This window comes from Curtobacterium caseinilyticum, assembly GCF_030363035.1.
GTDB classification, from domain to species: Bacteria; Actinomycetota; Actinomycetes; order Actinomycetales; family Microbacteriaceae; genus Curtobacterium; species Curtobacterium caseinilyticum.
Genome location: NZ_JAUCMN010000002.1, coordinates 114,408 through 138,385, shown reverse-complemented (window position 1 = coordinate 138,385; position 23,978 = coordinate 114,408). Strand labels below are relative to the sequence as shown.

The window sequence follows — 23,978 nt, the reverse complement described above, 5'->3', positions numbered from 1 at the left end:
GGCCGTGTACTTGGTGGTGGTGCTGCCGGTGCTGCGTTGCAGGATGCGAGCAGCGCGCTGCAGGTGGCTTGGTGCGGTCATGCGGGAGTGTCCGTTCTCGTGGTGGTGCGCTGGCGTCGTGGCGTGCTGCGGAGGTGGCGTGCGACGACGGCGGGAGTGCGGCGGCGACGCGGAGCGGTGTGCGACGTGGAGGTGGTGCTGGTGGGGTCGATGTCGCCGTAGGCGTCGCGGAGCATGCTGATGTTCACCGCGATGCTGTTCAACGCGAACACGAGCGTGTTCGCCGTGGTTCCGAACATCGCCGTGCTGTTGCGGCGCATGGACCCTCGCCAATACTTGAGCTGAGCGTTTTGACTCTCGACGAGGTTCCGGAGTCCGTAGTGGGCGGCCCACTTGGTGGTGCCGTAAACGAACGTCTGTCGCTCCCACTCCGCTTCGGTGGCTGAGATGACGACTGTCTTGGCGCAGACGCACGGCGCCCCGGGTTCGCAGGCTGTGCGTGGGATTTCGCTGCCCAATCGAGTCGAGGGCGGGTAGTTGACGCAGCGGACGTGGAGGGCTCGTGCGGGACCCTTCAGTTGGACGCTGCCGTCGGGGTAACGGCGGTTGGGAACGAAGGCCCAGGTGGCGCGTTCGTCGTATGCGGCGTGGAGTTTGTCGCGCTTTTCGGCGGAGGTGCGCGCTTTGAAGCCGGGGAGCTTTCGCATCCGCTGCGGCAGCGAAGCGGGGAACAGTGATCCGTCCAGCCAGAATGCGCCGAGCAGCGTGTCTGCTGGGTGTGGTCGGCGTTGTGCGGTGTGCAGGTCATGCACGATGCGCAGGCCGCGCGTGCGGATCTGCTGGGCCCATGCTTCGGGGACGGCGTAGCTGTATCCGCGGTCGACGACGAGGGTGTTGAAGGTGATGCCGCCCAGAAGTGAGTCCAGCAGTGCGATGCCGGCCGCAGCTTTGTAGCTGCCGGCTGCGCGCAGCAGGACACCGCGGATCAGTGGAACCCAGAAGCGGCTTCCGGGTTCGCCGGCGTCGACGATGAGGTGCCCGTCTCGGCCGTTGAAGGAGTTTGCTCCGCGTTCCATGGTCTTGGTCCGCCATCCGATGCGGGCCTCCAGGTCGGCGCTGACAATCGCTCGGCCGTCGGCTCCGGTTTTCGGCCAGATCGCTGCGTCGTGGGTCCACTCACTGCTGGGCGCGGCGTCGTTGGGGGCGACTGGGTCAGGGCCGTCCGGGGTGGCAGTCCATGCCCGAGATTTCGCGCTGGTCTCGACGTCGGTGGAGTCCATCGCCTGTACCGGAGTGGGTGGGAGGATTTCTCGCCAGCCGGGCAAGCGACACGAGGCGCCGACAAGGGCATTGGCGAAGACGTCGAGGCTCGGTAGCCAGCCCAGCCGCGGCGTGAGGAGTGCTCCGTCGTCGTCGAGGCGGAAGATGCTGTCTTCCGGATCGAGTGCTGCGCACAGTTGCCGCCACGGCACCTGCAAGCGGTTGTACGTGAATCGGTTGGACAAGCCGATGCGGCGTCGTTGCGCGCGATTCAAGGTTGCCGCCCACCGGGTGAGGTCGGAGAGCAGGAAGTCCCGCTTGGGGTCCTGCACCTTGAACGCGATCCCGAGCTGCAGAACTGTGGCCATCGGCACCGTGGCGGTCAGTCCGGGGCGAGAGTGCTGTAGTCGGTCGAGGACTGGTCGCATTCCAGACCATTCGAGTACCTCGACAGCGATGCGGATCGCTTCCGCGTTAGTGGGGATGACGCCTTGGGGAAGATGTCCGGGCATCCGTCGGAAGCCCTCTGGGAGCGTGGAGTCGATCATCAGTTGGTACCCGTCAGCTGCGCGATGACAGCCGCGGTGTCCTCTCGGTGTAGGTGCGGAAGTAGAGACCCAAGGCGCAGGTCGGTGACGCCTGCGGCTGGGGCGAAGTCGCCGAGGGGAACGCCGTCGTTGAGCACGTCGACCATCCACGACATGCGGAGCCGCCGCAGCGACAGCGCAGGGGCGTTGTCGGGGATGATCAGCCTCGCTTTCATCCGCGACATCGGCGCTTTCTGCTCATCCCGGTAGGGCCCGAGCAGCGGCCCCTCGGGATAATCCAGGGCGAGCTGCAGTATCGACTGCGTCAACTCAGCGCGCGCAGGCACGGTCCGGGGATACTCCCCTCGAACCCGAAGGTGGAGCGCCCCGCGGTGCTCGAACAGGTCAGTGGCATGCACGTAGCGCATCTCGACGCCACGCAACCCGAATCCGAATCCAAGTCCGAGAACGCCAGCGAAGAAGCGACGCCGCGCTTCAGTGGGCTGCACGGGAACGAGGCAACGAAGCCCGCGTCGCTCGTCGGTGCAGTACGGCTCCGCGGCCGGGGGCTTTCTAAAGCGCGTGTCCGGGGGCGACCAGGCGGCGCGCCGTGTGCTGGCGCGCCCAATCTGCCGCAGGGCGCCGCGTTTCGTGGAGCGAGAGTGCTCCCCGAGACGCTGCAGTTGTGTGGCGCAGTACCACTCGACGTTTTCCGGTGTGAACACCGCTTCGGCCTCGAGCGGAACGTCCTGGGCACTCAGCCAACGCACGTAATCACAAGCGGCGACCATGGCCTTGTACGCAGCCGTGGGAGTCTGCAGTCCTAGTGCGGCGACGAGCGGCCGGACGAACGCGTTCTGCTGCTTCCATGTCGGTTCATGGGCGTGCACAGAGCGGTACCGATCGATGACCTCGGCGGCAGAGTAGACCCAAGCTCCGCCCACCCAAGCGCGGCTCACCATGAGGTCCTCCGCGTCCGACGGGCAGGCCGTGGCGCCGCTGGGCGGCGCTGCACTCGAAGGGGTGCGCGTCGGGTGCGGTGAGGCACATTGCAGGGCGGGGCCAGCGGACCGGGAGGTGACGTGCTGGTACTCAGATGCGGATGCGGTGGAACCAGCTCTTGCGTGCAGGGGCGCACGCCATTAGCATCGAGGTGACTTACCACAGTTCCTCGAAGGCCATCAGTCACTCTCCCGACCAGGGGGCGGTTGGTGGCTTTTCTGGTTCCGCCGTCGTAACGACGGTGATTCATGAGATGAAGCGTCTTCCTTTCAGGGGCTGGTGCGCCGCCAAACGCCGCGGACGTCGGTTCGTTCGATCAGACCCGAGCGACGTAGTCCGCTGATCGCTTGCGCGATCTGGGTGGCGGTGCATTCGATTCCTCGCGCGTGCAGCGTTGTCCGGATTGCTCCGGTTGCGGTGCCTTCTGCGGTGACCAACCGCAGAACGCGTTGCCGCAGTGGCATGCGTGCGAGCGAGGTGGCTCCGAGTGAGCCTCGATCCAAGCGCAGCCGTTCTGCTTCCCAGGACTCGGGCCCCGGGTCGCCGCCTTGCTCGGTGACAGCGCGCTGCAACTCCGCCGCAACGCTCATGAGCGTGCGGATCGTCTCGGCCACATGACCGAGTCGTTCCTCCTGCTCGTGCACGTCGTGCATCGTTCGCGCTTTCACGGTCTCCACGATTGCTTGTTGCATCAGTTGTGTGAAGGGGCTGCGGATTGAAAGCCGCACGTCCTGGACCGCTTTGTGTAGCACCACAGATCCCGAGAGCACCGCCTGTAGTCGAAGCCCGAGGATGCTGTGGCGGAGGAGCCGGGCGTAGTCCGACGGCTGCAACCAGCGTTCGCCCTTGCGCAGGTTGTTGAACTGATCTTCGGTAAGACCAAGTTCTCGGCGGAGAGCGACCCGAAGCGCTGCAGTCTCGTGCCTGCTGCCTGAAACGTTGAGACGCTGCTCCGCATGGCGGATGTATTGCACTACGACCCCGACCGCCTGGAACTCCGACCCGATGGCTTCACAGCGCTCGCACCACGGATCTACGCAGGGCCACTGCATCCGGTGGTGGAGGGCAACCTCGAAGGGCCACCCACCTTGTTCCATGACGCCAGTCTGTCAGCAACACCACAACAAGTCACAACAAGCTGTGGCCCAGAGACACAGCATCCTTGTTGCCTACAACAATAATCTCCGAGGGGATGCGGCGCGTGGACGTCGTACTCAGTAAGGCGTTCTGCTCTCGATGATCTGCGCTGGTGTCGCGTCTTGCGATCACAACCTTCACCCGCGGGCTTGATGCTTCGGACTGCCGCCCGCGCACGCGAACATCGTGTTCAGGCGGCACACGTCGTTCGAGCTGATAGGGGTCTGCTGAGTAGCCAGAGTCCCGAGGAACCGGCGCGGCTTAGATTGGGCCGATGATCGATCTCAGGCCTGGCGTACCACTCGCGGCCGCGCGTGCCCTTCTCAGAGACCTTGCTCGCGAAGCGGCGAATCTGTCGAATGGCACGCAAGCAGTCGAGCGCCTGGATGCTTGGCGCAGTTGGTCCCCTCGAGCTGCTCTCCGCGCCGGGAGCGCTCTCAGCCAGAGAACCGTGGATTCGATTGTGCGAGGTCCTCGGTACGCGATGCTCCATGAGATTGCTCCCGCCGTCCAAGGCGCTAGCCTCGCCGTCCTCATCGACTCGGAACTCGATGAGCTTCGAGGTCGTATCGCTCACGCAACTGCCGAAATTGAGGACGCGCTGAAGTATTGGGGCCACGAGGCCGTTGCCGTTCTCCTTGACACCAACCTGCTCATGCATGCTGGACCCCGACTCGCAGGAATCGACTGGGATGCACTGCTTCGGCATCCGACGAGCAACGTCGCGTTTGCCATCCCGATTGTTGCCGTGGAAGAACTCGACAAGCTCAAGTTGAATCGCAGTTCGGATACGCGAGGTAGAGCCATCTACGCTCTGAAGTGGCTCCGGCAACTCCTGGCCGACTCGCCGACACCGCGTCCGTTCAAGACCCAGGCCCCAGGCACAACCCTCCGAGTATGGGTGGACGACAACCGCCGGCCTCCGCTGCCTGAACCTGACCGCGACATCATCGACCGCGCACAACAACTGGCGATGATGACGAAGCGCACCGTCATCGCTTCAATGGATCAAAGCATGATCCTGCGAGCCAGGGCGTACGGTGTCGACGCTGTTCTCGTCACAGAAGAAGACATCCCGGCCCGTACTGAAGGGCAGTCCTGACGGCCGCGCGTCCAATTCGGTGTCGACGACCCGTAGGTCTACCTTCTCCCCACGGTGCCCATCGAGAAGGAGTGCCGATGGGTGACGGAAGGTCCCGCCCCGATTATAGAAATTATAGATTTGGTGGTAAGTCGGTGACGGGAGCGTAGGTCGCCGGACGACTCAGCGCTGCCGGTACCGTAAGACCACTGCCGAGCGGGGGTTCCCGGCTTCGGCCCCGCGCGACCGAGAACGGACCCCATGGCATCGAAGCCCAGCGCCAAGCCGAAAGTACTCTCCACCACGGAGATGACCCGCCGTGCCCAGAAGTTCGTCGCGACCTGGAAGGGTGCAAGTAGCGAGCAGGCCGACTCCCAGACCTGGTGGAACGACCTCTTTGAGACGTTCGGGCTCGACCGTCGCACCGTCGCCGTCTTCGAGCAGCGCGCCAAGCGAGCCTCAACAGGCGAACGCGGCCGCATCGACATCTTCATGCCCGGCGTGATGATCGGCGAGTCGAAGAGCCTCGGGAAGGACCTCCAGGCCGCCGAGGACCAGGCACTCGACTACCTCGCCACCGGCGACATCACCCCGGCTGAGATGCCGCGCTACGTCGTCGCCTCGGACTTCGACGTCATCCGCATCCGCGACCTCGAATCACCCTCCGACGACCCGATCCAGTTCCGGGTGCAGGACCTGACGAAGAACATCCGCCACTTCGCGTTCCTCTCCGGTTACCGAGCACCGAAACGCGCGATCGAGAAGCAGGAAGCAGTCACGGTACAGGCGGCGCGCACCATGGGCGCCCTCTACGACACGCTCCTCGGCGATGTAGACGCTATGGCCGAGGGGCATGACTCCGAGCAGGCAGCGGTGTTCATGACCCGCCTGCTGTTCTTGCTCTACGGCGACGACGCGGGCGGACTCTGGGACCAGGGCCTGTTCGAGCGCTTTGTCCTCGACCACACCGCCGAAGACGGCTCCGACTGCGGCGCACTCATCACGCAGCTCTTCCAAGTGCTCGACACACCGAAGCAGCGTCGCTCCCCGCACCTCGATGACATCTACCTTGCTTTCCCGTATGTGAACGGCGGCCTGTTCCAGGATCGAGTTGACATCCCCACCTTCAACCGCGATATGCGTGCCGCCCTCCTGGTCGCATGCCGGGAGGAGTGGAGCGGCGTCTCGCCCGCCATCTTCGGCTCCCTGTTCCAGGGCATGTCGAGCCGTGAGGCGCGCCGGAAGCAGGGCGAGCACTACACGACCGAGACGAACATCCTGAAGACCCTGCGGCCCCTGTTCCTCGACGCCATTGAAGAGCAGCTGAAGGCTGCCTGGCCATCGGAAGCGGCCCTCCTGAAGCTGCACGACTCCTTCGAGGCAATGCGCTACATGGACCCGGCGATGGGCTGCGGGAACTTCATCATCATTGCCTACCGCGAGATGCGCGACATCGAGCTGCGGCTCCTCGAACGGCTCCGTGAACTCCGCGGCGAGACCACCGCTTATACGCTCGACGGCACCTGGGACCTGAAGGTCAGCCCCGATCAGTTCGGCGGCATCGAAATCAACTGGTGGCCCGCGAAGATCGCTGAAACGGCCATGTTCCTTGTCGACCACCAGGCGAACCAGCGCATGGCAGAATCGCTCGGCGCCGCGCCGGAACGTCTGCCGATCAAGCTCGCGCCGAAGATCGTCCACGCTGACGCCCTGACCGTCGAGTGGGTCGACCTGTTCACTCCCTCGCCGCACGTCTACGTGTTCGGCAACCCGCCCTTCCTTGGCAAGAAGGTCCGCACCGCGGCGCAGCGCGACACGATGGACCGCGTCTGGTCCAAGCACGGCAAATACAGCAAGCAGATGGACTTCGTCACCTCCTGGTTCGCGGCCGCGATGACGTACTTCCAAGACCCCCGCGCGCAGGGAGGCGGCCACTTTGCCTTCGTGGCAACGAACTCGGTCACGCAAGGCGAACCCGTCGAGTCTCTCTTCGGAACCATGCGCAGACTCGGTTGGCACATCCGCTTCGCCTACCGGAACTTCGCCTGGACATCGGAAGCCGCGGGAGCCGCCGCCGTCCACTGCGTCATCATTGGGTGCGACCGCAACCCGAGCGACCCCCGCCGCATCTTCACCGCCACGGCGTCCGGCGACCGCGAGGAGTGGGTACAGGAGATCAGCCCCTACCTCACCGAGGGTGCTCAAATCCCGGTGACGAAGCGGATGACCCCGCTGAGCCCGGCGCTGAGCCCCGCGATGGTCGGGTCGCAGCCGAGCGACGGAGGAAATCTCCTGCTCGACGCCGAAGCTCGCGACGAGGCCCTCCGCGACCCGATCGCGGCACCCTACGTCCAGCGATACGTCGGCGCGGACGAGCTGATCTCCAACAAGGGGCGGTGGTGCTTGTGGCTCCGCAACGCGGACCTCGCGGAAGCACTGCGCAGCCCGTTCATCGCAGACCGGCTCGCGAAGGTGCGCGAGATGCGCGAGGCCAGCACCTACCCCTCGACCCTCGCGATGGCGCAGACCCCTCACCTGTTCTGGAACGACCAGCAGCCGAGCGTCCCGTACATCTGCATCCCTGCACACTTCACCGCAGCGCGCGACTACGCGACCGTGGCCCGCTTCGAGCCGAACGTCGTCGCCAGCAACGCCAACTTCACCGCTGTCGACCCCGACGGACTGCTCTTCGCCGTCATCTCGTCAAAGATGTTTCTCGCGTGGCAGCGCCTTGTCGGGGGCCGCATCAAGTCCGACCTTCGCTTCGGCAACACGTCCACCTGGAACACGTTCCCGTTCCCGAGCATCTCCGCGGCCGAGCGCGAACGGATCATCACGGCAGGGCAAGCGGTGCTCGACGCCCGAGAGTCACTCGCCGGACAGTCCCTGGCGCAGATGTACAACCCGATCGCGATGGACGCCGAGCTGCTGAAGGCGCACATGCATCTGGACAAGATCATCGATCGGCTGTTCGGATTTGCGAAGGTACCCTCCGAGCAGGCTCGGGCGCAGCGCCTTTTCGAGCGGTACGTGCAGATGACCCAGCAGGGGCAGCTCGCCGCGTAGACACCGAGCGTCCGGGACAGCAGAGTGCCCGCTGCCTGGCAGGCAGCGGGCACTTCGCTTTGGTCGCCACGCAGCGCTGTCCGTCGATGGATTGCGATCAAACGCTCTCCTTGCCGGCGCAAGGCACAGCCGCGGCTCCGCTCGCGGCCTAGGAACTTCTGTGACACGCGCCAGAACTGCGAATGAACGGGACGCCGCAAGCATCCAAAAAGCGCTGCTCAGATCCGCAAAGCCAAAGGGATGTGCGGCCTCGACCCATCAATGCGGACGGGTCGAGGTCGTTAACATCCCCAGTGCGGAGACGGAGGGATTTGAACCCTCGGTCCCCTCAAAGGGGACTCCACCTTAGCAGGGTGGTGCACTCGGCCGGACTATGCGACGTCTCCGTGCGCTCTTGCGAGCGCGCACCCCACCATACAGGAGGACGAGCCCCGTCTCGACCTCACGGCAGATTGGACACGCGGAGCGGTGGTGCCCTCGGAACGCGGACCGGTGACCGTCTGCACGGGCGGTCCCCTGAAGTGGGGACACAGGGGGGTTGTCGGGTCGTACCCCGACGCCTAGCATCGACGGGACGCGGCGATCACGTTCCGGAGGGCCTCCTCCGCAGTCGCGACACAGCACCAGACGTCATCCCCCCTTCTGCCGAGCCCGACGCGCCCGATCGCGAGGAGCTCGGACGGGGACGACCAGGGGGCGCGGACCCGGTCCGCGCCCCCGCTCTGGGTGCCGAGCACAGCGTGTCCCGCCCTGCTGGCCACCGGGCCGGAACAGCTCCGATCACGCAGCCGAGCGGAAGCGGTCCGGCAACGCGATGAGGTCGTCCGCGAGGCCCACCAGCTCGCTCGCGCACACATCGAGCCGGTCGTGCTCCGCCGCCGCCACCGCCCGTTCGACCTGCCGCACCCGGGCACGGCGCCCCACGACCGCGTCGATGCCGTTCGCCGCGGCGACGTCGTCGGTGAAGAAGGCGTCGAGCACCGGGCGTTGGGCGATCATCCAGTCGGCGCTCACGACCGCGCCGCGCCGCCGCAGGTACCACGCCCCGAGCTCGACGAACGCGCCGGCCTCGGTCAGGCAGGACCGGAGGACGTGTGCGTCGAACGGCTCGCCCGATCCCTGCCCACAGGCGGCCGGTTCGGCGATCATGGCCCGCGCGACCCGGAGCCGCTCGACCATCTGCCCGACCGACCACGGCGCCACGACGACCCCGACGTACCGCTGCACGCTCACGAGCCGCAGCGACTCGAGCGGGACGAGCGCTTCACGCACCGGTGTCCGCGACACCTGCATGTCCTTCGCGATGTCGTCGAGTCGGAGCCGCTGCCCCCTCCGGTACACGCCCCGCAGGACGTTCTCGAGCAGCTTCAGGAAGACGGCGTCGCGCAGCAGGCTGCGACGGATGCCGCTCGGGTCGGGGACCCGGCCGCTCCCCGAGGACGAAGACGGTTCCATCCACCCAGCGTCACGCACGGTGTCCGCCGGGGGTTCCGGGAGCGGTCGACCGGTGGACCGTCCCGGTCGGTGTCGGGATGTGGAGGAGTGCCATGCCGAGACCTTCCCAGCGGTCGGACCCCGGCTCTAAACATCACGTATACGAAATGCTACTTCTTCGATTCGCCGGTGAGCACGGACAGCGGCTGCGTGATGTCCTCGAGGCCCTTGCGCGCCGCGTCCACCCCGAACACCAGGGCGACGATGCCGCCGATGATCATCACCCCGGAGCCGAGCAGGTAGCCCCAGAACAGCGGCTCGCGGGACGAGCCGTCGCCGATGAACGCGCCGTAGATGGTGGGCGCGATCGCACCGAAGACCTGCGCGAGGGCGAAGAAGTACGAGATCGCCTGCGATCGCAGCTCGAGCGGGAAGATCTCGCTCACCGTCAGGTACGCGCTCGAGGCGCCGGCGGAGGCGAAGAAGAACGACACGCACCAGAACACGACCTGGACGGTTGCGCTGATCGCGTCGGCACGGAACAGGAACGCCGAGGTCGCGAGCACCAGCCCCGACACCAGGTAGGTCAGGAAGATCATCTGGCGACGGCCCCACGTGTCGAAGAACCGGCCGAGCAGGATCGGCCCGAGCAGGTTGCCGATCGCGAACGGGAAGAAGTAGACGGCCGTCTCCGCGGTCTTCAGCCCGAAGAAGTTCGTGAGCACCAGGGCGTACGTGAAGAAGATGGCGTTGTAGAGGAACGCCTGCGTGATCATCATCGTCGCGCCGACCAGGGTGCGCGTCGGGTACTGCTTCAGCAGCACCTTGGCGATGGTGGGGAACCCGACCTTGTCCAGCGGCGTGACGGTCATGGCCTTCGACTGGTCGACCTCCGGCAGCCGGTGACCGGTCGACTTCTCGACCGAGGCCTCGATCTCGGAGACCGTGCGCTCGGCCTCCTCCTCGCGCCCGTGGGTCATGAGCCACCGGGGGCTCTCCGGGATGTGCCGCCGCAGGAAGATGATCGCGATGCCGAGCACCGGGCCGAGGAAGAACCCGATGCGCCAGCCGATGTCCTCGGCGAAGATCGACGTGTCGAGCAGGTAGATGTTGGCGAAGGCGCCGAGCGCGGCACCGCCCCAGTACGTGCCGTTGATCGCGATGTCGACGTGGCCGCGGTACTTCGACGGGATGAGTTCGTCGATCGCGGAGTTGATCGCCGCGTACTCGCCACCGATGCCGAGGCCGGCGACGAAGCGGAACACCGCGAGGAACCAGAAGTCCTGCGCGAGCCCGGCGATGCCGGAACCGATCAGGTAGATCGCGAGCGTCAGGATGAACAGCTTGCGCCGACCCAGCCGGTCGGACATCCGACCGAAGACGAGTGCACCGATCACCTGACCGAACAGGTAGATGGTGCCGAGAGTGGTCACCTGCTGGGTCGACAGGTCCAGGTCCGCCTGGAAACCGGCATTGGAGACGATCTGGATCTCGAGGCCGTCGAGGATCCAGGACACCCCCAGACCCACCACCACGCTCCAGTGGAACCTCGTCCACGGCAGTCGGTCCATCCTGGCGGGCACCAGGCTCTTGATCGCCCCGTTCGTCGTGCTGCTCACGAGAGCGGACCGTACTCCGGAGATTCCAGGCAGGTTCCCAGTAGCGCCGCAGCTTTACAACCTCACAGATTCAGGAAGGTGTGCAGGCGGACGGGAGGCGCGGTGCCGGCCCGTCCCGCGCCTCCCGTCCGTCTCCTGTCTCACCACGCGACCCGCGAGATCACGTCCGCACGCTGCCGGGCCGTGCGTCGGTACGGTGGCGGGATGTCGCTCCAGCGCTCGACCGACCGCATCCTGACCACCCACACCGGGTCGCTCCCCCGGACGCCCGAGCTCACGGCACTCCTGGTCGCCCGCGACCAGGGGAAGCCGTACGACGAGCAGTCGCTGCGCGAGGAGATCGCCGCCGTGCTCGCCCGGACCGTCGACGCGCAGCTCGACGCGGGGATCGACGTCGTCAACGACGGCGAGGTCCCGCGCGTCGGTTTCTCCACCTACATCCGCGAACGCCTGTCCGGCTTCGGCGGGACCGCACACCGCAAGCCCACCCTCGACTCGCTGGAGTTCCCCGAGTACGCCGCGTTCCAGGCGCGCCAGATCGACGAGGGTGCCGAGTTCGCCCGGGTCTGGGACACCCCCGTGGCACAGGGCCTGCTGCAGTACGACGAGGAGCGCGCCGGCATCCGTGAGGACCTCGACGGCTTCGACCGCGAACTCGCGCGCAACGCCGCCGCCGGCCGCACGCCCGCCGGCACCTTCATCTCGGCTGCGACGCCCGGGATCGTCGCGACGACCCTGCTGCTCGACGACGAGAACCCGCACTACGCCGACCACGGCGAGTACGTCTTCGCGCTGGCCGAGCAGCTGCGCGTCGAGTACGAGGAGATCGTGGCCCGCGGGCACGTCCTGCAGCTCGACGCCCCGGACCTGGCGATGGAACGGGTGATCCACTTCGGCGACGCGTCGCTCGACGAGTTCCTGGCTGCCGTCGACCTGCACGTCGACGCGCTCAACCACGCGCTGCGGAACATCCCGAAGGAGCAGACCCGGCTGCACGTCTGCTACGGCAACTGGCAGGGCCCGCACCAGGACGACGTCCCCGTCGACGTGCTGCTCCCGCACCTGTACCGGGCAGAGGTCGGGTCCTTCAGCATCCCGTTCGGCAACCCGCGGCACGCGCACGAGTTCCCGGCGTTCCGGGAGCTGCCGCTGCCGGCGGACGCCGTGCTCGTCCCCGGGGTCATCGACGTCACGACGAACTACCTCGAGCACCCGCAGCTCGTCGCGAACCGGATCGTCGAGGCCGCCGAGGCCGTCGGTGACCCCACGCGCATCGTCGCCGGGACGGACTGCGGCCTGGCGACCTTCGCGAGCTACGAGTTCGTGGCCTCGGACGTGGCCTGGGCGAAGCTCCGCTCGCTCGTCGAGGGCGCCGAGATCGCCTCGGGCCGCCTGTTCGGCTGACGCTCCCGCCAGCCGGTCCGTCGCAGCCCGCTCCTTCCGCAACGCAATTCCGCAAGACGCAACCCTGGCGGTTCCTCGCAGCGGTACAGCGCTGCGAGGAACCGCCGGGGTTGCGTTTCGCGGAGACGCACGGCTCCCGTCCGTCTGTCGGTGCGCGGGCGTAGCGTGCGCACCGTGACCCGACCAGACATCCACACGGTCGGCGAGCTCCGCGCTGCTGGGCACGTCCAGAAGTCGGTCCGCGCCGAGATCCGCGACAACCTCCTCCAGGCCCTCCGCGAGGGCCGCGACCCGTGGCCCGGTCTCCACGGCTTCGAGACCACGGTCATCCCGCAGCTCGAACGGGCCCTCATCGCCGGGCACGACGTCGTGCTGCTCGGCGAGCGCGGGCAGGGCAAGACGCGCCTGCTCCGCACCCTGACCGGCCTGATGGACGAGTGGACCCCGGTGATCACCGGGTCCGAGCTCGGCGAGCACCCGTTCGAGCCCATCACCACCGCGAGCCAGCGGCGGGCCGAGGACCTCGGCGACGCCCTGCCGGTCTCGTGGGTGCACCGCGACGAGCGCTACGTCGAGAAGCTGGCGACGCCGGACACCAGCGTCGCGGACCTGATCGGCGACGTCGACCCGATGAAGGTCGCGGAGGGACGCAGCCTCGGCGACCCGGAGACCATCCACTTCGGCCTGATCCCCCGCGGCCACCGCGGCATCGTCGCGATCAACGAACTCCCGGACCTCGCCGAGCGCATCCAGGTCGCGATGCTCAACGTGATGGAGGAGCGCGACGTGCAGATCCGCGGCTACGTGCTGCGCCTGCCGCTCGACGTGCTCGTCGTCGCGAGCGCCAACCCCGAGGACTACACGAACCGCGGCCGGATCATCACCCCGCTGAAGGACCGCTTCGGCGCCGAGATCCGCACGCACTACCCGATCGAGCTGGCCGACGAGATCGCCGTCATCCGCCAGGAGGCCCAGCTCACCGCCGACGTGCCGGACGCGCTCATCGAGATCCTCGCCCGGTTCACGCGTGCGCTCCGGCAGTCGAGCGCGGTCGACCAGCGAAGCGGCGTCAGCGCGCGGTTCGCGATCGCCGGTGCCGAGACCATCTCCGCGGCCGCCGTGCACCGCGCCGCGCGGCAGGGCGAGGAGCACGCCGTCGCCCGCCCGATCGACCTCGAGACCGCGGTCGACGTGCTCGGCGGCAAGATCGAGTTCGAGAACGGCGAAGAGGACCGTGCCGACGAGGTCCTCGAGCACCTGCTCCGGACCGCGACCGCCGAGACGGTCCGCTCCCGGTTCCGCGGGATCGACTTCGGCGTCCTCGTCGAGGCGCTCGACGGCGGCACGATGGTGACCACCGGCGAGCAGGTCAGCGCTCGGGCGTTCCTCGAGGGCCTGCCCTCGATCGGCGAGTCCGACGTCTACGACCAGGTGTGCGAGCGACTCGGGGCGACCGACGACGGCGAGCGGGCCGGCGCGATCGAGCTCGCGCTCGAGGGGCTGTTCCTCGCGCGACGGATCAGCAAGGAGTCGGGGGGCGGCGAGGCCGTCTATGGCTAGTCGGCAGAACCGCCGCCTGACCCGCGACGCCCGGTACGGGAGGTACGAGGGCGGGCCGGACCCGCTCGCTCCCCCGGTCGACCTGTCCGAGGCGCTCGATGCCATCGGCGAGGACGTCATGGGCGGGACCTCGCCCGAGCGCGCGCTCCGCGAGTTCCTCCGCCGCGGCGGCCAGACCCAACGCGGGCTCGACGACCTGATGCGCCGGGTCGCCGAGCGGCGTCGCGAGCTCACCAGCCGGAACAACCTCGACGGCACCCTGCAGCAGGTCAAGGAGCTCCTCGACCAGGCCCTGCTCGCCGAGCGCGGCGAGCTCGCCCGGAACGTCGACCTCGACGACGGCGACCGTGCCCTCGCCGAGATGCAGCTCGACAGCCTGCCGCCGTCGCCCGCTGCCGCCGTGCAGGAACTCGGCGGCTACGACTGGACGAGCCCGACCGCGCGGCAGAAGTACGACGAGATCAAGGACCTGCTCGGCCGCGAGGTGCTCGACCAGCGGTTCGCGGGCATGAAGCAGGCGCTCGAGGACGCGAGCGACGAGGACCGCGCCGCCGTCTCGGCGATGATGCGCGACCTGAACCAGCTGCTCGAGGACCACCGCCGCGGCACGGACACGCCGGAGCAGTTCGACGCGTTCATGGCGCAGCACGGGCAGCACTTCCCCTCCGACCCGCAGAACGTCGAGGAACTGCTCGACGACCTCGCCGCCCGGGCCGCCGCAGCCCAGCGGATGCGGAACTCGATGACCCAGGAGCAGCGGGACGAACTCGACGCCCTCGCCCAGCAGGCGTTCGGCTCGCCGGACCTGATGGGCCAACTCGGGCAGCTCGACGACAACCTGCGCGCACTCCGGCCCGGTGAGGACTGGGGCAGCTCCGAGCGGATGGACGGCGAGCAGGGGCTCGGGCTCGGCGACGGCACGGGCGTGTTCCAGGGCATCGCCGACCTCGACGCCCTCGCCGAGCAGCTCGCGCAGTCCGGACCCGGCTCCGACCTCGCCGACCTCGACCTCGACGCCCTGCAGCGGCAGCTCGGCGACGAGGCGACCGTCGACGCGCGGACCCTGCAGCGCCTGGAGCAGGCCCTGCGGAACTCGGGTGCCGTCAAGCGCGGCACCGACGGACAGCTGCGCCTGACCCCGAAGGCGATGCGCCAGCTCGGCAAGAGCCTGCTCAAGGACGTGGCCGAGCGGATGTCCGGCCGCCAGGGCGCTCGTGACCTGCGCCGGTCCGGCGCGTCCGGTGAGCCGTCCGGAGCCACCCGGCCCTGGGCGTTCGGCGACACCGAGCCGTGGGACCTCCCCCGGTCGATCACGAACGCACTCGTGCGCACCGCCGCCGACGGTCGGTCCGGCCCCGGCGTCCGCTTGACGATCGACGACGTCGAGGTGCAGGAGACCGAGGCGCGGACGCAGGCCTGCGTGGCGCTGCTCGTGGACACGTCGTTCTCGATGGCGATGGAGGACCGCTGGGTCCCGATGAAGCGCACCGCCCTCGCGCTGCACACCCTCGTGAGCACGAGGTTCCGGGGGGACGACCTGCAGCTCATCGCATTCGGCCGCGAGGCCGAGGTGATGGACGTCGAGCAGCTCGTCGGGCTCGACGCGATGTGGGACAAGGGCACGAACCTGCACCACGCCCTGCTCCTGGCGAACCGGCACTTCCGGAAGCACCCGACGGCGCAGCCCGTGCTGCTGATCGTGACCGACGGCGAGCCGACGTCGCACCTCGAGCCGAACGGCCAGGTGTGGTTCGGCTACCCGCCCGACCCGGTGACGATCGCGGTGACGGTGCGCGAGCTCGAGAACGCCGGACGCCTCGGCGCGCAGACGACGTTCTTCCGGCTCGGGGACGACCCGGGCCTGGCACGGTTCATCGACGCGATGGCCCGGCGCGTGGACGGCTCGGTGGTGGCACCGGAGAACGACGACCTCGGGGTCGCCGTGGTCGGCTCGTACCTGGGCGCGCGTCGGGGCGGAGCATCCCTGTTCAGCGACGGCTGGTCCGGCTGACGGGACCGGACTTCTCGCAAGACGCAACGTCGGCGGCAGCTCGCAGCAGAACACCACTGCGAGCTGACGGCAACGTTGCGTCTTGCGGAGGGAACCGGCGGCAGGAGCCCGCACCGTGCCTCCCGTCCGTCAGACCGTCACGTCCGTCAGACCGTCACGTCCGTCAGACCGTCACGTCCGTCAGAACAGGGGCCAGGGGACGGCCGGGCCGTTCCCGGGCGGCGGCGGGAACATCCCGACGGCGCGCAGGGCTGCGCAGCGCGCCCGGGTGTTGTCGATCTCGGCCCGCGTCAGGTGCTCGGCCAGCGCGACGCCGAGGTCGCCGCGGAGCGCCTCGGACACCCGGTCCAGGCCCTCGAGCTCGTCCGGGTCGAGCGGCTCCCCGATCCACCCCCAGAGCACGGTCCGGAGCTTGTGCTCGACGTGGAAGGTCAGCCCGTGGTCGACGCCGTACCGGTGCCCGTCGGGCATGGCGAGCACGTGTCCGCCCTTGCGGTCCGCGTTGTTCACCACGACGTCGAACACCGCCATGCGTCGGAGCGCCGCGGTGTCCTCGTGCACGAGCGTGACGGGCCGGTCGTGCTCGTCGATCGCTTCGAGCACGGGCAGCCACGGGGTGTCCTCGGCCTCGGCGTCCTCGGTCGGCACGAGGTCGACGGCGTCCTGCTCCGGGTCGACGTGCTGCCAGCGCTGCACCATGCCGGGTCCGAACGGACCGTCGCCGATCCACGTCGGCGGCACGATCCCCCAGCCGAACGCCTCGGACACCAGGTGCGCGGCGACCTCGCGGCCGGCGAGCGTGCCGTCGGGGAAGTCCCAGAGCGGCCGTTCGCCCTCGACGGGCTTGTAGACGACGGACTCGCCGTCGAGGTCCGCCAAGAAGGTGGCGTTCGAGGCCTCGCGGATGCGCGCCCGGATCGTCAACGAGCCGTCCGGCACCGCGCCGCCGTCCGGGACCGGGCCGCCGTCCTGCACCGCGCCGCCGTCCGGCACCACGCCGCCGTCCTGCGCTGTGGCGTCGCTCATGCGTCGCCGGGGCGACGACCGGCTGCGACGACCTCGCGCGTGCGCTCGACGAACGCGCGAGCGCTGCCGACGGGGATCTTCACCTGGAAGACCTCGGCCGGTTCGGGGATCTCGACCACCGTCTCGACCTCGTCACCGTCCTCGTCCGTCTCCGTCAGGACCTCGAGCTCTTCCTCGATCGGGTACGCCTCGATGACGACCTGGGCGGTCGCGGGGTCGAACCCCAGGCTGAGGGCGCCGGCGCGGAACTCGGGTTCCACCGGCTGGTCGAGCGGGGCGGCGTCGCGGAGCTCGGACGGTGCCGCCTCGGGGACGCTGAACCGGTTGTCCTCGACGGTCGCGACCTCGTCCAGGAGCTCGGCGACCTTGTCCGCGAGCACCGCGGACTGCTCCTTCTCGAGGGCGACGCTGGTCACCCGCTTGCCGTCGCGCGCCTGCAGGTAGAAGGCGCGCTCGCCCGGGCGGCCGACCGTCCCGACGACGAGACGTTCCGGCCAGTCGAAGCCGTGCACGATGGTGGGCATGACCCGATTGTAGGAGGGGCTGCCGACGCCCGTTCAGGCTCGGGCGCTCCCTGGCTCGTCGTGGCCCGCTCCCCCGCCGACCGCGGCGTCGCCCGTCGGCGCGGGGGCGGCTGCGAGCCAGGACAGGTCGCCGGAATCGGTGTTCGTCGCGACGACCTCGGGCCGGTGCTCGCCGTAGCGCACGACGGACACCGAGGCCGGGCCGACCGCGATCCGCTGGAACAGGTCGAGGTGCATCCCGAGGGCGTCGGCGAGCACGGACTTGACGATGTCGCCGTGGCTCACCGCGACCCAGACGGCCGACGGACCGTGGGCCGCCTCGACCTCGGCGTCGATGCGCCGGACCGCAGCCACCGCCCGCGACTGCATCGTCTGCATCGACTCACCGCCGGGGAAGACCACGGCGCTGGGGTTCGCCTGGACGGTCCGCCAGAGCGGCTCCTTCGCCAGGTCGGCGAGCTTCCGTCCCTGCCACTGCCCGTAGTCGGCCTCGGTGATGGCGCGCTCGACACGGACCTCCGGGCTCCCCTGCTGCTGCGCGAGCACCGCGCGGGCGGTCTGCCGGCAGCGCTCGAGCGGGCTGGTGACGAGGGCGGCGAGGGGGATCGGTGCGATGCGGGCAGCGGCCCGGTCAGCCTGGTCGCGGCCGACGCGGTCGAGTGCGACCCCGGCGGTCCGACCGGCGAGCACACCGGTCGCGTTGGCCGTGGTGCGCCCGTGCCGGAGGAGGAGGACGGTCGCCATGCGGTCGATCCTACGGGCGGGGCCGGGACGCGGAGAGCGGATAGTGGACAGGGATCGGTGTCCCCCGGCCGATGCACCAGGATGGTCCGGTGCTCGTCTCCATCGTCTACATGAGCCGGTCCGTCGTCCCCTTCGACGACGACGCGCTCGCCGAGCTGCTGCGCGAGTCCCGACTCCGCAACGAGGCACTCGGCGTGTCCGGGCTCCTGGTGGCGAAGGGCGGGCGCTTCATGCAGCTGCTCGAGGGTCCGGCGTGGAGCGTCGACGACCGCTTCGGGGCGATCGCGCGCGATCCCCGGCACAACGAGGTCAAGTCGCTCGTCCGTGAGGACATCGAGCGCCGACGGTTCGACGGCTGGTCGATGGCGTACCGGTCGCTCGACGAGACCGACGTGGCGACCGAGGCGGGCTTCAGCCCGTTCCTGTCCGGCACGATGGACTTCGCGCCGGAGTTCGACGGCACGAGCGCCGCATGGCTGCTGAAGTGGTTCCGCGACCGCGAGCTGCTCGACCGCTGACGCTCGCACCCCGCGGACCCGGCCGACACGGGCAGAGCGCTGTCGCTCAGCGCGTGCGGAACGTCTCCGCGACCACGCCGAGCAGCCGTTCCCGGTGCGCGGGGGCCGCGATCGCGTGGACGACCATGCGCCACATCACGGCGAGGGCGGGGTCGAGGTCGGCCCGGCCGCTGCGGACCTCGGCGACGAGCTGGACGCCCGTGAAGTACGGCACGACCGACCCGCCGAGTTCCTCGGCCGTCAGGTCGGTGCTGAGCTCCCCGGAGCCGAGCGCCAGCCGGAACACGTCGACGATGCCGCCGATCCACTGCTCGTAGAACGACGACGTCGCACCCGCGAACTCGCCGCGCTCGAGCGACAGCCGGATCCCTGCCCGCACGATCGGGTCGGTGCGCAGCAGGTCCGCGATCCCCTTCGACGCGCCGACCAACGCTGCGAGCGGCGACGCGTCGGTGTGACTGACGACGGCGAACGTCCGGGCGTTCTGCTCGTCGATGACCCCGAGCGCGAGGGCGAGCTTGGTCGGGAAGTGGAAGTGCAGGGTGCCCTGCGCGACGCCGGCGCGGCGGGCCACCGCGGCGATCGCCGTGGCGGCGTAGCCGACACGGTCGAACTCCTCGGCCGCGGCGACCAGGATCTGCTCACGTCGTTCCACGTCACCAGTGTGACGGACGGGAGGGACGGTGCCAGCCGGCACCGTCCCTCCCGTCCGGACGCGGTCGCGTCTACGCGGCGTGACGCGCCAGGGTCATCTGCTCCTCCGGCACGTCCTGCAGGTCGCGTCCGCGGAACCAGCGGAGCAGCCAGTCGGCGGGCGAGCCGGCGAGCTCCGCGGGGAGCCCGGAGCGTCCGGTCAGGAAGGTGTTGAAGCCGGGTTCGTCGCGGACGTCGGCGTCGGACGGGTTGCCGAACGCCATCGACCAGCCGTCGAAGCGTCGCGTCTCGATGGACTCGCGGGAGAGGGACTTCACGTCCCGGTGCCGCGGGTCGCGTTCGATGGCGGCGTAGCGGTCCTCGACGCTCCAGGCCGGACCCTCGAGCACCTGCATGAACCGGCCGCCCTTGGCCAGCAGGAGCCCGGAGACGCCGAGCGCGTCGTTGCGCAGGCGGGCTTCACGGAGCATGGCGACCAGCTGGTCGTCGGTCATCTCGTCGACGGCGACGGACATGTACACGAGTGAGGTGAGTTGGGTCATCGGCGCCAGTCTGTGTCGCGCTCCACGATCGGGTCAACGCGGTCATCCGCACACCGCAACGGTGTGCGCAGAGCGGACGGACGCGCCGGACGGACGGCGTCACCCAGGTGCTTCTACGTCTTGTAGAGTCGAGGCTCGTGCGACACGCTGTCGCGCTCGACCCCGACAGGACCCGCGCCCCGATGCCCAGCACCGCTCCGCCGCCGTCTCGGGGCTGGTTCGCCCAGCTCCTCCTCCGCCTGCACTTCCTGGCCGGGCTCTTCGTCGGCCCCTTGATCCTGGTCGCCGCACTGTCCGGCGCGGTCTACGCCGTCGCGCCGACCATCGAGCGGGTCGCGTACCAGCACGAGTTGACGGCACCGTCGACCGCGAGCGCACGCCCCCTGGCCGACCAGGTCGAGGCCGCGCAGCAGTGGGTCGACCGGCACCACCCCGGCGACACCGTCGTCGAGGTCCGCCCCGCTCCCGCCGCCGGCGAGACCACACGCGTGATGTTCAGCGAGGCCGGGCTGCTCGAGTCGCAGACCCGCGCGGTGTTCGTCGACCCGGGCGACACCGAGGTCCGCGGCGACCTGCCCGTCTACGGCACCTCGGGATCGCTGCCGTTCCGCACGTGGATCAGCACGTTCCACCGCAGCCTGTTCCTCGGCGACGTCGGACGGCTCTACAGCGAGACCGCGGCGTCGTGGCTCGGCATCGTCTCCCTGGCCGGCATCGGCCTCTGGGCGTTCCGCATCCGGCGCGCGCGGCGGAAGCGCGACCTCGTGCTGCCGGACAACCGGGTGACGGGGTACCGGCGGACGTTCTCGTGGCACGCCGCGACCGGTGCGTGGGTGCTCCTCGGTGCGGTGTTCCTGTCGGCGACGGGCATCACGTGGTCGCACTTCGCGGGCGACAACGTGACCGCGCTCCGCTCGGCGCTCAGCTGGCAGGCGCCCGCCGTCGACACCGCGCTCGGCGGCGCGATGCCCGCGATGGGCGGGGAGCACGCGGGGCACCACGGCGGCGGCTCGACGACCTCCGGGGCTGCGGCGACCGTGACACCCGAGCAGTTCGACCAGGTGCTGGCGGTCGCCCGGACTGCCGACGTGCACGCCGCCGAGGTCCGGATCCGCCCTCCGGCGACGACCGACACCGCGTGGACCGTCGAGGAGATCAAGCTGAGCTGGCCCGTCGCGATGAACGCCGTCGCGGTCGACCCGGGCACGATGACCGCGGTGTCGCAGGTCACGTGGTCCGACTACCCGCTGATGGCGAAGGCCGCGAAGCTCGGCATCAACACGCACATGGGCGCGCTGTTCGGGCTGCCGAACCAGCTCGTGCTGCTCCTGGCGGCGCTGGGGATCGCGGCGATGGTCGTCTTCGGCTACCTGATGTGGTGGCAGCGTCGGGCCCCCGGTGCCCGCGTCGGTCGTGCTCCCGCGGCGGGGGCGCTGGCCCGGGCCCCGTGGTGGGGCACCACCGCCGTGGTCGTCGTCGCCGTCGGCCTCGCGCTGCTGCTGCCCGTCGTCGGGGTCACCCTGCTCGGGTTCCTGCTGGTCGACGCGTTGGTCACCACGTTCGGCCGCCGCACCCGGTGACCACGTGACGGACGGGAGGCGCGGTGCCCGCTGGCACCGTGCCTCCCGTCCGTCGTGTGGTGCAGATCAGGCCGAGGCCGACTCCGAGATCGCGTCGCGGAGCGCGGACGCGGCGGCAGCCACGTCGTCGGCGCTGTAGATCGCACTGCCGGCGACCGCGATGCGGGCGCCGGAGGCCTGCACGGAACCGATCGTGTCGGTGGTGATGCCACCGGCGACCGAGAACGGGACGCCAGAGGCCTCGCCGTCGCGCAGGAGCGTCTCGAAGGTGAAGCCCTCCTCGGCCTGCTCGTCGAGGCCGGCGTGCATCTCGACGAACTCGGCGCCGAGCGCGACGACCTCCTTCGCGCGGGCAGCCTTGTCCGGCACGCCGATCAGGTCGACGACGATGCCCTTGCCGTGCGCCTCGGCGGCCTTCACGGCGCCGGCGATGGTCGAGTCGCCGGCGACGCCGAGCACGGTGACCAGGTCGGCGCCGGCCGAGAAGGCGATGTCGGCCTCGAGCTCGCCGGCGTCCATCGTCTTGAGGTCGGCGAACACGACCTTGTCCGGGTGCGCCTCCTTGATCGCGGTGATCGCGGAGAGCCCCGCGCTCTTGATGAGGGGCGTGCCGAGCTCGATGACGTCGACGTACGGCGCGGCCTTGCCGGCGAGGTCGAGGGCGGCCTCGGTGGTCAGGGTGTCCATGGCGAACTGGAGCTGCATGGTGGTGTCCTTCCGGTGGTGGTTCGTGGGGTCTCGGTGGCGTTCACGCGCTCGACGGCGCGCTCGGGGTCACTCGAGGTTGGCGTGCCGCGGCCACAGGTCGTCGGCGGAGTGCCCGCTGCGCTGCCAGAGCGCGTGGAACAGCGCGTCACCGAGCAACGCGACGCCCTGCTCGAACAGGCTCCCCGCGTACTGTGCCGATGCGGTGCCGGAGCGGTCGGTCTTCGTCGCAGCGGGGAGCACGAGCGTGGCGGCGGCCGTCTCGGCCAGCGGGGAGTCGTCCGTGGTGCTCACGGCGAGGACCTGCGCGCCGACCTCCGCCGCGGTGCGGGCCGCCTGGACGATGCCGCCGGTGGTCCCGGAGCCGCTCGCCACGAGGAGCAGGTCGCCCCGCCGGATGGCCGGGGTCGTGACCTCGCCGACGACGTGCACGTCGAGCCCGAGGTGCATGAGGCGCATCGCCGTCATCCGCAGCGCGAGACCGGAGCGTCCCGCGCCGTGCACGAAGACGCGATCGGCGTCGGCGAGCAGGCCGATGGCACGCTCGAACGGTGCCTGGTCGGCACGGCGAACGGTCGCGATCAGGTCCTGGAGCTCGTCGCCGATCAGCCCGAGGGCGTCGGCGGTGGTCGTGGTGGCCATGTCGTCGATGCTCCTCGTGCGTCGTCACGAGCGCCGCTGCCCACGCAGGCGGTCCGCTCACCCGATCGGGTGGGACCGCCCGTCCGGGTGGGACGGGTACGTTCAGTCCTCGTGGAGAGGGAACCGGACGCACCAGCCAGCCGGACCGCGGCATCCGAGCACGCCCGGACCGTCGCCGAGCAGGCCGACCGGCACGCCCTGACGCTCGAGTCGGTGCTCGCCGCGCTGCGGGCCTCGCGACTGTCCGACGCTGCCGCCCGGGCCGAGGCCGTGGAGATCGCCTCGGCCGCGCTGGTCGAACTCCGGACCGTGACCGACCGGCAGCGCAGCACCCTGCTCGAGCCGGTCACCGGCGCGTTCTCACGGCTCCGCGCGGACCTCCGGCCGCTCGTCCGGTTCGGCGACCTCGACGTGCAGTTCGTCGAACCGCCCGCCACCGGCCGTGCGCTCCCCGGCGACGTCGCGCACAGCGCCCGTGCCATCGTCCGGACGGCCGTGCTCGCCCTGGTCGACGACGGCGTCGCGCGACGCGTCCGCATCCAGTGGGACTGCGACGGGCGGAACCTGCTCATGCAGCTCCGCGACGACGGTGCCGGCACGCTCGACACCCACGACGACGCGGTCCGGCCGATCGCCGAGCGGGTCGTCGCGCTCGACGGCACGGTGCACGTCGACTCGACGCCCGGCTGGGGCTCGACGCTCGACATCTCGCTGCCCCTCGACCCCGCGCCCGGCGTCGTCGAGGTACCCGAGGACACCGGACTCACCGAACGGGAGCGCGACGTGCTGCGACTCGTCGTGACGGGCGTGGGCAACCGCGAGATCGCCGAGGGGCTCGGGATCAGCCCGAACACGGTGAAGTACCACGTGGCGAACCTGCTGCGGAAGCACGGCGCCCGCACCCGCGCGGAGCTCGCCGCGCTCGGCGCCCGCGCCTGACCA

Annotated in this window: 20 protein-coding genes and 1 tRNA gene; 8 read left to right on the top strand and 13 right to left on the bottom strand. The window is 69.6% G+C overall.

Annotated elements, in window-relative coordinates:
- Positions 1-77 precede the first annotated feature (77 nt).
- From QUG93_RS03185 to QUG93_RS03175, 3 genes are all read right to left on the bottom strand, one after another.
- The gene (locus QUG93_RS03185; RefSeq protein ID WP_289472186.1) at positions 78-1,808 is read right to left on the bottom strand and encodes a hypothetical protein; all 1,731 of its coding nucleotides are present in this window, start codon (positions 1,806-1,808) and stop codon (positions 78-80) included.
- A complete protein-coding gene (locus QUG93_RS03180; RefSeq protein ID WP_289472185.1) occupies positions 1,808-2,677 on the bottom strand; it encodes a hypothetical protein in 870 nt (289 codons plus the stop codon). The genes QUG93_RS03185 and QUG93_RS03180 overlap by 1 nt, the downstream gene beginning before the upstream one ends.
- A gap of 381 nt (positions 2,678-3,058) precedes the next feature.
- Positions 3,059-3,763 carry a hypothetical protein gene (locus tag QUG93_RS03175; RefSeq protein ID WP_289472184.1) on the bottom strand — a complete coding sequence of 235 codons (705 nt, stop codon included), beginning with the start codon at positions 3,761-3,763 and terminating at the stop codon, positions 3,059-3,061.
- Between the two features lie 437 nt (positions 3,764-4,200).
- Here QUG93_RS03175 and QUG93_RS03170 point away from each other — a divergent pair, with 437 nt between their 5' ends.
- Together QUG93_RS03170 and QUG93_RS03165 are read left to right on the top strand one after the other, a co-directional pair.
- Positions 4,201-5,028, top strand: a complete 828-nt coding sequence (locus QUG93_RS03170) for a PIN domain-containing protein (RefSeq protein ID WP_289472182.1) — start codon at positions 4,201-4,203, stop codon at positions 5,026-5,028.
- Between the two features lie 240 nt (positions 5,029-5,268).
- Positions 5,269-8,073: a DNA methyltransferase gene (locus tag QUG93_RS03165; protein ID WP_289472181.1), complete on the top strand. Its 2,805-nt coding sequence runs from the start codon at positions 5,269-5,271 to the stop codon at positions 8,071-8,073.
- 296 nt (positions 8,074-8,369) lie between these two features.
- On the opposite strand, the gene QUG93_RS03160 is transcribed toward QUG93_RS03165, so the two are convergent.
- The 3 genes from QUG93_RS03160 to QUG93_RS03150 form a co-directional block, all read right to left on the bottom strand.
- Positions 8,370-8,459 (bottom strand) — tRNA-Ser (locus QUG93_RS03160).
- 394 nt (positions 8,460-8,853) lie between these two features.
- Positions 8,854-9,528, bottom strand: a complete 675-nt coding sequence (locus tag QUG93_RS03155) for a GntR family transcriptional regulator (RefSeq protein WP_289472180.1) — start codon at positions 9,526-9,528, stop codon at positions 8,854-8,856.
- Positions 9,529-9,677: 149 nt separating this feature from the next.
- Positions 9,678-11,126 carry an MFS transporter gene (locus QUG93_RS03150; RefSeq protein ID WP_434533074.1) on the bottom strand — a complete coding sequence of 483 codons (1,449 nt, stop codon included), beginning with the start codon at positions 11,124-11,126 and terminating at the stop codon, positions 9,678-9,680.
- Positions 11,127-11,330: 204 nt separating this feature from the next.
- Between QUG93_RS03150 and QUG93_RS03145 the strand changes: the two genes are divergently transcribed.
- The 3 genes from QUG93_RS03145 to QUG93_RS03135 all read left to right on the top strand — a co-directional run bounded on the left by QUG93_RS03145 (position 11,331) and on the right by QUG93_RS03135 (position 16,101).
- Positions 11,331-12,530: a cobalamin-independent methionine synthase II family protein gene (locus tag QUG93_RS03145; RefSeq protein WP_289472179.1), complete on the top strand. Its 1,200-nt coding sequence runs from the start codon at positions 11,331-11,333 to the stop codon at positions 12,528-12,530.
- A 174-nt stretch (positions 12,531-12,704) separates the two neighbouring features.
- Entirely contained in the window at positions 12,705-14,090 is a 1,386-nt protein-coding gene (locus QUG93_RS03140) for a MoxR family ATPase (protein ID WP_289472178.1), read from the top strand.
- The gene (locus QUG93_RS03135) at positions 14,083-16,101 is read left to right on the top strand and encodes a vWA domain-containing protein (RefSeq protein WP_289472177.1); all 2,019 of its coding nucleotides are present in this window, start codon (positions 14,083-14,085) and stop codon (positions 16,099-16,101) included. The genes QUG93_RS03140 and QUG93_RS03135 overlap by 8 nt, the downstream gene beginning before the upstream one ends.
- Positions 16,102-16,281: 180 nt before the next feature.
- On the opposite strand, the gene QUG93_RS03130 is transcribed toward QUG93_RS03135, so the two are convergent.
- The 3 genes from QUG93_RS03130 to QUG93_RS03120 form a co-directional block, all read right to left on the bottom strand.
- Positions 16,282-17,040 carry an SCO1664 family protein gene (locus QUG93_RS03130; RefSeq protein ID WP_289472602.1) on the bottom strand — a complete coding sequence of 253 codons (759 nt, stop codon included), beginning with the start codon at positions 17,038-17,040 and terminating at the stop codon, positions 16,282-16,284.
- 83 nt (positions 17,041-17,123) lie between these two features.
- Positions 17,124-17,651: a DUF3090 domain-containing protein gene (locus QUG93_RS03125; protein ID WP_289472176.1), complete on the bottom strand. Its 528-nt coding sequence runs from the start codon at positions 17,649-17,651 to the stop codon at positions 17,124-17,126.
- Between the two features lie 33 nt (positions 17,652-17,684).
- Complete coding sequence (locus tag QUG93_RS03120) at positions 17,685-18,395, bottom strand: MSMEG_4193 family putative phosphomutase (protein WP_289472174.1); 711 nt, start codon at positions 18,393-18,395, stop codon at positions 17,685-17,687.
- Between the two features lie 89 nt (positions 18,396-18,484).
- Between QUG93_RS03120 and QUG93_RS03115 the strand changes: the two genes are divergently transcribed.
- Entirely contained in the window at positions 18,485-18,913 is a 429-nt protein-coding gene (locus tag QUG93_RS03115; RefSeq protein WP_289472173.1) for a BLUF domain-containing protein, read from the top strand.
- A 46-nt stretch (positions 18,914-18,959) separates the two neighbouring features.
- Here the strand turns inward: QUG93_RS03115 and QUG93_RS03110 are convergent, their stop codons facing one another.
- Both QUG93_RS03110 and QUG93_RS03105 read right to left on the bottom strand, forming a co-directional pair.
- Positions 18,960-19,568: a ScbR family autoregulator-binding transcription factor gene (locus QUG93_RS03110; protein ID WP_289472172.1), complete on the bottom strand. Its 609-nt coding sequence runs from the start codon at positions 19,566-19,568 to the stop codon at positions 18,960-18,962.
- Positions 19,569-19,638: 70 nt separating this feature from the next.
- Positions 19,639-20,109 (bottom strand): BLUF domain-containing protein, encoded by a 471-nt coding sequence (locus tag QUG93_RS03105; RefSeq protein WP_289472171.1) that lies wholly within the window; start codon positions 20,107-20,109, stop codon positions 19,639-19,641.
- 182 nt (positions 20,110-20,291) lie between these two features.
- Here QUG93_RS03105 and QUG93_RS03100 point away from each other — a divergent pair, with 182 nt between their 5' ends.
- A complete protein-coding gene (locus QUG93_RS03100) occupies positions 20,292-21,689 on the top strand; it encodes a PepSY-associated TM helix domain-containing protein (RefSeq protein WP_289472170.1) in 1,398 nt (465 codons plus the stop codon).
- A gap of 66 nt (positions 21,690-21,755) precedes the next feature.
- On the opposite strand, the gene hxlA is transcribed toward QUG93_RS03100, so the two are convergent.
- Positions 21,756-22,394 carry a 3-hexulose-6-phosphate synthase gene (hxlA, locus tag QUG93_RS03095; protein ID WP_289472169.1) on the bottom strand — a complete coding sequence of 213 codons (639 nt, stop codon included), beginning with the start codon at positions 22,392-22,394 and terminating at the stop codon, positions 21,756-21,758.
- 69 nt (positions 22,395-22,463) lie between these two features.
- Positions 22,464-23,036 (bottom strand): 6-phospho-3-hexuloisomerase, encoded by a 573-nt coding sequence (gene hxlB, locus QUG93_RS03090; RefSeq protein WP_289472168.1) that lies wholly within the window; start codon positions 23,034-23,036, stop codon positions 22,464-22,466.
- 111 nt (positions 23,037-23,147) lie between these two features.
- Here hxlB and QUG93_RS03085 point away from each other — a divergent pair, with 111 nt between their 5' ends.
- On the top strand, positions 23,148-23,975 hold the full coding sequence (locus tag QUG93_RS03085) for a helix-turn-helix transcriptional regulator (protein ID WP_289472167.1): 828 nt from the start codon (positions 23,148-23,150) through the stop codon (positions 23,973-23,975).
- Positions 23,976-23,978: the final 3 nt, after the last annotated feature.

Coding starts and splice junctions, on each gene's coding strand:
- QUG93_RS03185 (WP_289472186.1), bottom strand. CDS start 1,808: ATGATCGACTCCACGCTCCCAGAGGGCTTCCGACGGATGCCCGGACAT.
- QUG93_RS03170 (WP_289472182.1), top strand. CDS start 4,201: ATGATCGATCTCAGGCCTGGCGTACCACTCGCGGCCGCGCGTGCCCTT.
- QUG93_RS03165 (WP_289472181.1), top strand. CDS start 5,269: ATGGCATCGAAGCCCAGCGCCAAGCCGAAAGTACTCTCCACCACGGAG.
- QUG93_RS03155 (WP_289472180.1), bottom strand. CDS start 9,528: ATGGAACCGTCTTCGTCCTCGGGGAGCGGCCGGGTCCCCGACCCGAGC.
- QUG93_RS03145 (WP_289472179.1), top strand. CDS start 11,331: ATGTCGCTCCAGCGCTCGACCGACCGCATCCTGACCACCCACACCGGG.
- QUG93_RS03135 (WP_289472177.1), top strand. CDS start 14,083: ATGGCTAGTCGGCAGAACCGCCGCCTGACCCGCGACGCCCGGTACGGG.
- QUG93_RS03125 (WP_289472176.1), bottom strand. CDS start 17,651: ATGCCCACCATCGTGCACGGCTTCGACTGGCCGGAACGTCTCGTCGTC.
- QUG93_RS03120 (WP_289472174.1), bottom strand. CDS start 18,395: ATGGCGACCGTCCTCCTCCTCCGGCACGGGCGCACCACGGCCAACGCG.
- QUG93_RS03105 (WP_289472171.1), bottom strand. CDS start 20,109: ATGACCCAACTCACCTCACTCGTGTACATGTCCGTCGCCGTCGACGAG.
- QUG93_RS03100 (WP_289472170.1), top strand. CDS start 20,292: ATGCCCAGCACCGCTCCGCCGCCGTCTCGGGGCTGGTTCGCCCAGCTC.
- hxlA (WP_289472169.1), bottom strand. CDS start 22,394: ATGCAGCTCCAGTTCGCCATGGACACCCTGACCACCGAGGCCGCCCTC.
- hxlB (WP_289472168.1), bottom strand. CDS start 23,036: ATGGCCACCACGACCACCGCCGACGCCCTCGGGCTGATCGGCGACGAG.